The 696-nt window shown below is 57.8% G+C and carries 1 protein-coding gene; it reads left to right on the top strand.

All coding sequences use genetic code 11. The features are described 5' to 3' along the window. Positions 1-696 (top strand): GTP-binding protein (locus AC58X1_RS24705; protein WP_497429618.1); only part of this gene is annotated, 696 nt, incomplete at both ends.

Here is a 696-nt window from a genome sequence, read left to right as displayed (position 1 = left end):
GCTCCAGAAGAGAAAGCGCGTGGTATCACCATCAACACCGCGCACGTCGAGTACAACTCGAAGATCCGTCACTACGCTCACGTCGACTGCCCAGGTCACGCTGACTATGTGAAGAACATGATCACCGGTGCTGCGCAGATGGACGGCGCTATCCTGGTTTGCTCGGCCGCCGATGGTCCGATGCCACAAACCCGTGAGCACATCCTGCTGTCCCGTCAGGTTGGCGTTCCGTACATCGTGGTCTTCCTGAACAAGGCTGACCTGGTAGACGACGCTGAGCTGCTGGAACTGGTCGAGATGGAAGTTCGCGACCTGCTGTCCACCTATGACTTCCCAGGCGACGACACTCCGATCATCATCGGTTCGGCTCGTATGGCTCTGGAAGGCAAAGACGACAACGAGATGGGCACCACTGCCGTCAAGAAACTGGTAGAAACTCTGGACAGCTACATCCCAGAGCCAGAGCGCGCTATCGACAAGCCGTTCCTGATGCCAATCGAAGACGTATTCTCGATCTCGGGTCGTGGTACCGTTGTTACCGGTCGTATCGAGCGTGGCATCGTCCGCGTTCAAGACGCCCTGGAAATCGTTGGTCTGCGTGACACCACCACCACCACCTGCACCGGTGTTGAAATGTTCCGCAAGCTGCTCGACGAAGGTCGTGCTGGCGAGAACTGTGGCGTTCTGCTGCGTGGT

Source organism: Pseudomonas sp. PGPR N4, assembly GCF_059693665.1.
The sequence above is the reverse complement of the archived record's forward strand: the minus strand, read 5'-3'. Positions and strand labels throughout refer to the sequence as shown.